Genomic DNA, 8493 nt, shown 5'->3' with positions numbered 1-8493 from the left:
TCTTTGTAATTCGCCCCAGTTAGTACGGCCAGTCGCCAGATATAATTCGGGCATTACGTATCTTCTTTCGTCTTTCCAAGAAACATTATCGTACGCTCCCTGCATTCTCAATTTCAGATCCTTAATCAAATAGGAGAAGTCATGTGATAAAGCCAGCGTTGCCTTGCCTATGTAATTCTGATTGGTTTGTTTTCCGGTGTAATTTAGGAGTACATAAGGCGATACGGCGTCACCTCCAAACGTTGAACTATAAGCCGGTAACTCTCCTGTCGAATATCTGATAGGAACAGTAATGGGGGTAAGCATCGACTGGGCCGCCCACATGGCATCGGTATTTGCAAAACCGGGTTGCGTCCTTAGTGACAAATAACCGTCTGTGCCAAAATACAAAGTGGTACCTTTGGTCAGATCAATATCCAGATTAATGCGGTAATTATACGTGTTATAACCAACGCCGGAGCGAATGGTGTTTTCAGGAGCCACTTTATAGGCCGCATCTTCAATCGAGGTTCCCAAGCTAATAAAGTAGCGTGCTGCTTCGCCGCCTCCCTTGGCACTCACATAATAAGTTTGCTGGAACCCGTTTCGTTTTATGATCTCATCCTGCCAGCTGATATCGGGATAAAGATCGTCATCTAAATGATTTTTGATGAGTTTCAACTCCATATCGTTATAAAGAATCTCTTCGTTACGTACTGCCCTTGCTTCATTGGCTAAAACGGCATAATCATATGCTCTCAAATATTTTGGCATCCGCTTCAGGTGTGACACTGTATAATTGGCTCTTCCATTAATTTGTAACCTGCCGCTTTGTCCGCGTTTTGTTGTAATTAGCACTACTCCATTTGCTCCGCGAACTCCGTAAACAGCCGTTGCGGAAGCGTCCTTCAGTATGGAGAATGATTCGATGTCGGCCGGGTCGATGGAGTTGATATTGCCCTCCAAGCCGTCTATCAATACCAATGCCGAACTACTCGCTCCAAATGTTCCAATACCACGCACCCAGAACTCCGAAATATTTTTGCCCGGTTCGCCGCTGTCTAAAGTGGTAATAATACCGGCAACGCGGCCTCCAAGCATATTGGTAATTGAGGTGGCAGGCGTTTGGATATCTTTTACCTCCACTGATGTAACAGCGCCAACGACACTTATTTTGCGTTGGGTTCCCAAAGCGGTAACAACCACCTCTTCAATTTCAGTGGCAGTTGGGACCATGGTGACTTTTATTTTTTCATTTTCCGCATCAACAAGATATTCCTGGTTTTCATATCCTATATATGAAAATACAAGCACATCACCCTTGGAAGCCCTGATTTTAAATTTACCATCGATATCGGTTGCTGTACCAATCATGGCTTGTGCCTTCAGAAAAATACTAACTCCTGGAAGGGTCTCTCCATTTTCGTCATAAACGGTACCTCCCATATTATACGTCTGCTGTGCCGCAGCTAATGATGGAAGCAAACACAGTAAACAAATAATCAGAATATTTTTATAATTTAATTGCATAATATACTTTCAATTATTAATGGTAATTTTACTCTATGGTTAACTTTCTGACAACATTGTTGCCGAGGTCTGTAATATAAATGTTGCCATCCGCCGTTACAGCGACACCTCTTGGTTGATTGAAAAGGGCATCTTCGGGATTTCCGTCCTGATAGCCGGCAACGCCTCCTTTGCCTATAACGGTTGATACCACCCCGCCACCTTTACCGTCTAGAGTAATCATACGGATGCAGTGGTTATTTCTATCTGCTAAATAAAGATTACCATTGGGTGCAACTATCAACTGGTTGGGAGTGTTAAACCTGCTTTCTGACAATGGCCCGTCTTGCCATCCGGCCTCGCCATTTCTGCCGGCAAAAATAGTATGTTCTTTCTTTTCGAGGTCATATTTGCCAATACAATGCAAGGACGAATAGGAAATATATATAATATTGGGATTGACAGGGTCAAAAACGAGGTAAGAATCAGATGAAGTCAATGTTTCTCCAACTAACGTACCCTCTCTTGTGTTGGGATTTACCTTAATAAGATGCCCCGAGGCGTAATAACGTGTATACAGCTCTCCCGTTACCGGATGGGCCGCAAGACTGTGCGCCGTACTGAATGTAAAGGGAGTTCCTCCTGCTCCTGCAGGTAGAATTGAGCGTTCTCTTGGTGTCCAGCCTTCAATAGGATCAAAAGTGAAAAAAGTTCTACCATTATCGGAGATTGCAGAAACAACACCATTTGCATCAACTGTCGGCGAACCAAATGCATATTTGGTATCAGTTTTACTTCCAGGAGCAAGAGCTTCTACAATGTTTTCCTCTTCGTTAATTCGGACAAAACAAAACGGAACGCGCCAATGGGATATAAAGATGTTCTTTTGTGCATCCACTGTTATGGTGGAAGGTTGATGAAACTCAGCCTCCGACAATTTTCCCGCCTTGAACTGTGTTGTTCCTTTTCTTCCAGCAATGGTTTGAATGACATACATTGTACGGTACAAGTATTTCTTTTTGGTAAAAGCGGTAGAGTCGCCATTCACTACTACAGATATAACGTTCTCCCTACCCGGCTGTCGTGGAGTAATCGTGTAAATATGTTTCCCGTCAGAACCGACAACGGGTGCAGGTACATTGTTGAAATACACTTTTATTTTGGACACATCCGAGCCAAAGTTATTCCCCGTAATAAATACTTTAGTCGACATTCCTCCTGAGTCCGGTTCAAAGCCGGTGATTTCGACCGGTTTTGATGGATTGTAATTTTCCCGTCCGAAATTATCGGACTTGTCGCCTCCGCACGACCAAAAAATAATAATAGCCACAACAAAACAGATGATACTTAATTGCTTTTTCATGTTAAATAAATTATATGAATTAGTTTAATTTAAAATTTAAAAGTTACGTCCACATCCGTAGGCACTCCTCTTATAGAATTTTCAATAAAGATGCTAACACCTGGCAAAGATTCGTTTATCTCTGCCTAAACAAGCTTTTCCCTTAACTGTATTTCTTGTTATGTAATTAGAAATACAGAAAAAAAATAAATGTGAAATTAATTGTGCCGTTTTTGGTTAATACGGCAGTTATTTGTTTGTTTGATAACATATGTTGATTCCAATAACGACATTAATCCCGTTAATATTCAATAACATTTAAACATGATTGTATGAATTATTTTAATCAGGTTACTTGTATTTCATCCACAAAGCCTTGTTCGGTTACAATAAATTGAAGTTTTTTTATTTTCTTTAAACAGGATACGACGACCCCGACAGAACTGGATTTAATCATTCTCGTAGGTATCATCACGGTTTCACCAACCTTTAAACCAAAGTGTGTATCGGGTATCAATATTTTTGTAACCGGATTTATGGTATTTGTCTGATTATTCATTTTTTTGTAAAATGTCTAATTTTGCGGCAAAGCATTATACATTAATTAACAATGCAAATATAGTGTAATATGTTCAGTGATTACAAGCAATTCGTATTTATGGAGTAATTTAGATTTATTCTAAATAATAAAATTGATAATTACCTGAGGAACAATACAAAATATGGAATTCATAGATAGGTTAAAATTATTCATAAAATCAAAAGGACTGGGACAAACTAAATTTGAAGAGCGGGTTGGTTTTTCACGTGGATATATCAGTAAGGTAAAAACTTCGATTGGTGCGGACAAACTGTCCAATATCGTGGAAGCTTTTCCGGACCTAAACCTTGATTGGCTTATCACGGGGAAAGGGAAGATGACAAGCACTCCGGTTCAGCCAGCCGCTGTCGAACAAACAACCGACACCTTGGAAGAAAACTCCGTAAAATATAAAAACAAATACCTGGAGATGCTGGAAGAAAACAGGAAACTCCGAATTGAGATAGAAAGACTTCGCAAGATAAAAAAGTAACGGTCGAAAGAATCATGTGTACAGAAAACATGAAGGCAACAAAAAATACTCATTAGATCATGAAAAATATATTGCAGATAAGGTCTTGGCGGAAGTGTAAAGAGAATAACAAAACAATGAAAAATTCAAAAGTAAGGTGAGAGAACTATTCCAAATGGTACGAAAAAAATATAAGAACAACATGTGACTGAGAATCAACAAAGTGCGCAGGATGAGAGTCGAACTCACACGCCGTAACCGGCACTACCCCCTCAAAGTAGCGTGTATACCAATTTCACCACCTGCGCATTGCAGTGCCCGGAACAGGGGTCGAACCTGCACGTTGTTGCCAACACTAGTCCCTGAAACTAGCGCGTCTGCCAATTCCGCCATCCGGGCTCATAACTTACCAATATATTAAAAGGCCTCCGCCTGATAACGCATCAGAAAAATAAAAACACCAATGTTTTTGTTTCCGTAGCTCAACGGCCATACTTCCCCTACTCAGGGAAAGGCTGGCCGTACAGCTTTTTCTGAATTGCGGATGCAAAGATACAAGATTTTTTAAATTGAACCCAATATTTTTTGAATTTTATTTTATGTCGAACTGTTTTAAATTCAATTTCGGGTCAATCCGATGCGGTGTGTATATCAGTTCGTCCCATGTGACCTTCTCCTGCCTGGAAGCCGCCTCTCTTCCCAAGATAGCACTTAAGGTAGAATTACATCCAGATTCAAGCTGATTCATATATACTCCTCCTGTTATACTATCAATAAAAGCCTTGCCTTTATTGATATCAGCATCGTCTAATGACGACGAGCTGGCGCCTTTTGCAATAGATTCAGGCGTAAGCTCCGACGAAGAACGTACAACTCCAGAATCCCATTTATTCTCGCCCATAATAAACACTCCCCCGCTGTAATGTGCTTCAGCAATACCTTTTGTCCCAATAAACCTGGCACAAACATCACCGAAAACTTTCCCGAATTTACTGGAATGTACCGAAACATTCACATCATTCGGATACTTATAAATTACCTGATAGTTTGTCCATGCATTACCAAAGTCTGGACCTCCTTTCCTGCTTCCTTCACCTATGGCATATAAAGGATTGGCACCCAAAATCCAATTGCATGTATCGATCATATGAATGGCCTGATCGAGATAACATCCGCCTGAAATTTCATGGAAATGGTAATGATTACGAATACGTGTTTCGTCGTACGACATTCCTTCGTGGGGAATAATTACAGCACCCGATGAAAAATAATAGAGCTGTACCGTGACAAGGTCACCAATATCACCTCTTTTAATTCTTTTTGCCATTTCTGCATAAGGAGTAGCATAACGAATCTGGAAACCGTCGAACGCCGATACTTTTCCATTAATGTTCTTCCCTGTTCTGAGTACCTGCCTGCATCCGTCGGCATCTACAGCCATAGGTTTTTCACAATAAACATGCTTCCCCGCAGCAACCGTATCTTCCAGAATTTGAGGATGTGAATAGCCTGGAGATGCAATAATTACAGCATCAACATCTTGGTTTTCCAATAATCTAAGATATGCTTCAGATCCTGTATAGGTTCTATTCTTCGGAACAGGAGCATAGCCTCTTTTTTTGTTAAGTACATTGGCAAAGTCGATCCCCTTTACGAGCTTATCTTCAAAAAGATCAGCCAATGCGGTAATCTGAATATTTGAGCTTTCAGACATACTATTAAGGATTCCCGTTGCACGTGAACCGCACCCCACAAGCCCTACCCTCACAGCAGAATTATTACCTGATGCAAAAACTATCTCCGGTTTTAATACGGTAAGTGTTGAAATGGCGGAAACATTCCTAATGAAATTTCTTCTGTTCATAGTATATATTATTATATATTGTTCCTTTACGTTACCAGATTTATAGCATTTTAATTTTTTTCTTACTGCGGATTGGTTCCGTGTAAGTTCAGCCTTAGCTAATATAACATATAGAGAATGTTTATTGTGCAAAAATAAACATTATTTTGATAATTACACACTAAAAAGGGCCGCCATATGGGGCAGCCCTAAAGAACGACAATGAAAAGTTATGTAAAATAAAAATTACTACTAAACCGTATCTCTTTTTTCTATGTTCTCAAATTCTTGTCCCGAGGTTTCGGCTTCAACGGGAAAATATGTACGGGAAAAGGTTCTGACTCTTTTCCTTACAACTGAGGGTGTTTGATTATTTTTGTACTCCCTCAGTGCATCGCTAACTTCAACTTTTTTTCCTGCCGGGACAAATATTTCAATGGTTATACTCTGATCCCTGAAGCCCTGATTTACCGGTACTGCCAGAAATTCAGGCAGGAACAGTACGGAGTCTTTCTGGACAATGTTATAGGTAAACTGCTCAATATCGGCTTTTGCACTGCGAAGATTTCTGCCTCTTGAAGCTGCAATCGTCCTTATGTGAAATAGTGAATCTGAACTTTTCCCTATCTGCAGATTGATTTTTCTGAAAAGTAGTGAATCTTCGTTAACTGTGGTATATGGTAGCTCATCGATCTCTGAACCTAATCCAAAACCGTATCCTAATTTAAACTCGGAAAAATCCTCTCTGTAGGTCTCCATTTCAACATAGAGCTTACCTGAATTAACCGGCGATAGTGCTACTATCTCTTCGCGGGAACTTTCAACGTTGAATTTTTTTGCAACACTTGTAGCAAGTACGCCCATTATCGCAAGACCGGCAAACCACAGGACAGTTGCAACAACACCTATTATAGGCCGTGATTTTACTTTCATCACTCGACGAATAACCCAAATTATTACAGAAATGAGGGGCACAAGAGTTATCATAGCTATTGATGTGAAAAGCAGATTAGTCTCGTACCCGGGATCAATAAAGAGTGATTTCAACGGCATAAATTGCGATCCGGCAAAAAGTAGTCCGAAAAATAGTACCACCAGCATGAGCGCGAAGATCCCCACGAAAGAGAAAAAGATGATTTTCAGAAATATAACCAAAACGTTCAGACATCCCGATCTATCCGGTTGTGGATATTGTGCGGTCCTTGAATTAGGACGGGGAGGTTCGGGTGGCATATTCTCCGAAGAGGGTTTTTGGTCATTATCTATTTTTAAACCCGAAGAAGCAAATCCAGTATTTGCATCATAGCGGCCCGTATCTGTACGGCTTTTTGCACTCGCCACATTATCAGTCACTTTATCTCTTATGGATTGGATATAGTCGTCCTCTCCCATCATCTCAAGTTTCTGCTTCACGGTCTTTGCTTCGGGAATAATTATCCACAACACCACGTACAAAAGTACAACTCCCAGATTAATATTCCAGTTGAAGCCTATATTATGAAAAAAGGTGCTCAAAGGAAAAATTGATACCATTCCAACCACATTCAACATAATGGGCAGCAAGAAAAGAAGACGTGGTATCCATGACTCTATTTTGAAGTATGCACCTATACCTCCGCAAACACCACTTAAATATCGATCGTTGGGATTTCGATAAAGACGTTTGGTAACATTAGATTCGAGGGGTTTAGATTTTAGCACGATCCACAAAACGATATAAACCCAAAAAAGAACACCGAAAAACAATACGAAGAGAATTCGAATCCATGCAGGGTCAGTCTTGAAATAATGCGCCAGGCCACTGCAGACACCACCAATAATCTGATCATTAGCATTTCTGTTGAGTGAGCGGGATTCACCTGATGTTACCTGTTCGGATAAGTTTGCTCCGTTATCGGAACATACACCTGTTGTTGATGAAGATTCTCCGGCACCACGTTCTCTCTGAGAAGATTCATAATAATCTGAATCGAAATCCTTAGGTCTGCCGATACTGCTGATGATAACTTCCACATCTTCATCAGTGATGCAGTTGATACCGTGCTTTAAACGGTTACCGAAAAGTTCAGCGATACGGCATTCAATATCGTTAACAATCTCATCACCACCCTCCTCTCGTGAAAAGTACTCTTTGAGACTGTCGATATACTGTTTCAATATTTCGTAAGCAGTCTCTTCAATGGCAATTACCTGTCCTTGAAAATTAATGTTGATTACCTTCTTCATATATTGATGTTATTCTGATGGATTTTGATCCGGTTGATTATTATACATTTCGTCAGTCTTTCGCGTTAAGCATTCTACCCCGCCGGCAAGTTCATTCCAGGTGGTTTGTAAAAGTGTATAGAATATTTCCCCTTTTCCGGTAAGCTGAAAGTATTTACGTGGCGGGCCCGAAGTGCTTTCAACCCATCTGTATGTAAGTATCTCAGCATTCTTCAGTCGATTAAGCAAAGGATAGAGTGTCCCCTCCAGAAGTTGCAACCCGGCACTTTTCATCTCATCAATGATATCACCCGGATAAGCCTCTCCTCTCTTTATAATGGAAAGAATACAGTATTCCAGTACCCCCTTTCGCATTTGACTCTGCGTATTTTCAATATTCATATTCTTTTTATTTTCACTTTTACAATTTTCTTATACAATATTCTATTCAACTGTTTTTATATGGATACTGTTATTTTGCGCTTTATAAACTCTGTATTAATTACCTAATGTGTAATTTACTCTATTGGAACTATTAAAAACCATAAACAATAGTCTTTCGA

General features: G+C 40.1%; 7 protein-coding genes and 2 tRNA genes. 1 reads left to right on the top strand and 8 read right to left on the bottom strand.

The genetic code is table 11. From position 1 onward, the window contains the following. The 3 genes from B3B27_RS02550 to B3B27_RS02540 form a co-directional block, all read right to left on the bottom strand. The coding region (locus B3B27_RS02550) for a SusC/RagA family TonB-linked outer membrane protein (protein WP_286846780.1) at window positions 1-1509 on the bottom strand (1509 nt) is incomplete at its 3' end. A gap of 28 nt (window positions 1510-1537) precedes the next feature. Next, a complete protein-coding gene (locus tag B3B27_RS02545; protein WP_286846779.1) occupies window positions 1538-2851 on the bottom strand; it encodes an IPT/TIG domain-containing protein in 1314 nt (437 codons plus the stop codon). A gap of 325 nt (window positions 2852-3176) precedes the next feature. Beyond that, window positions 3177-3389 carry a hypothetical protein gene (locus tag B3B27_RS02540; RefSeq protein WP_286846778.1) on the bottom strand — a complete coding sequence of 71 codons (213 nt, stop codon included), beginning with the start codon at window positions 3387-3389 and terminating at the stop codon, window positions 3177-3179. 163 nt (window positions 3390-3552) lie between these two features. Here B3B27_RS02540 and B3B27_RS02535 point away from each other — a divergent pair, with 163 nt between their 5' ends. Continuing rightward, complete coding sequence (locus B3B27_RS02535; protein ID WP_238867194.1) at window positions 3553-3903, top strand: helix-turn-helix domain-containing protein; 351 nt, start codon at window positions 3553-3555, stop codon at window positions 3901-3903. 203 nt (window positions 3904-4106) lie between these two features. On the opposite strand, the gene B3B27_RS02530 is transcribed toward B3B27_RS02535, so the two are convergent. The 5 genes from B3B27_RS02530 to B3B27_RS02510 all read right to left on the bottom strand — a co-directional run bounded on the left by B3B27_RS02530 (window position 4107) and on the right by B3B27_RS02510 (window position 8332). Then, window positions 4107-4190: transfer RNA gene (locus B3B27_RS02530), tRNA-Leu, on the bottom strand. A 7-nt stretch (window positions 4191-4197) separates the two neighbouring features. Further along, a tRNA-Leu gene (locus tag B3B27_RS02525) sits at window positions 4198-4281 on the bottom strand. A gap of 193 nt (window positions 4282-4474) precedes the next feature. Beyond that, the gene (locus B3B27_RS02520; protein ID WP_238867196.1) at window positions 4475-5746 is read right to left on the bottom strand and encodes a Gfo/Idh/MocA family protein; all 1272 of its coding nucleotides are present in this window, start codon (window positions 5744-5746) and stop codon (window positions 4475-4477) included. A 231-nt stretch (window positions 5747-5977) separates the two neighbouring features. Beyond that, on the bottom strand, window positions 5978-7951 hold the full coding sequence (locus B3B27_RS02515; RefSeq protein WP_238867198.1) for a PspC domain-containing protein: 1974 nt from the start codon (window positions 7949-7951) through the stop codon (window positions 5978-5980). A gap of 9 nt (window positions 7952-7960) precedes the next feature. Then, a complete protein-coding gene (locus B3B27_RS02510; protein WP_238867200.1) occupies window positions 7961-8332 on the bottom strand; it encodes a PadR family transcriptional regulator in 372 nt (123 codons plus the stop codon). Window positions 8333-8493: the final 161 nt, after the last annotated feature.

Origin of the sequence: Proteiniphilum sp. UBA5463, assembly GCF_002427225.1 — a bacterium.
Lineage (GTDB): Bacteria > Bacteroidota > Bacteroidia > Bacteroidales > Dysgonomonadaceae > Proteiniphilum > Proteiniphilum propionicum.
Note: the sequence above shows the minus strand (reverse complement) of the source record. Positions and strands in the feature narration are given on the sequence as shown.

What these genes read in the sequence shown, in the direction of transcription:
- B3B27_RS02545 (WP_286846779.1), bottom strand. Translation starts at nt 2,851, where the DNA reads ATGAAAAAGCAATTAAGTATCATCTGTTTTGTTGTGGCTATTATTATT.
- B3B27_RS02540 (WP_286846778.1), bottom strand. Translation starts at nt 3,389, where the DNA reads ATGAATAATCAGACAAATACCATAAATCCGGTTACAAAAATATTGATA.
- B3B27_RS02535 (WP_238867194.1), top strand. Translation starts at nt 3,553, where the DNA reads ATGGAATTCATAGATAGGTTAAAATTATTCATAAAATCAAAAGGACTG.
- B3B27_RS02520 (WP_238867196.1), bottom strand. Translation starts at nt 5,746, where the DNA reads ATGAACAGAAGAAATTTCATTAGGAATGTTTCCGCCATTTCAACACTT.
- B3B27_RS02515 (WP_238867198.1), bottom strand. Translation starts at nt 7,951, where the DNA reads ATGAAGAAGGTAATCAACATTAATTTTCAAGGACAGGTAATTGCCATT.
- B3B27_RS02510 (WP_238867200.1), bottom strand. Translation starts at nt 8,332, where the DNA reads ATGAATATTGAAAATACGCAGAGTCAAATGCGAAAGGGGGTACTGGAA.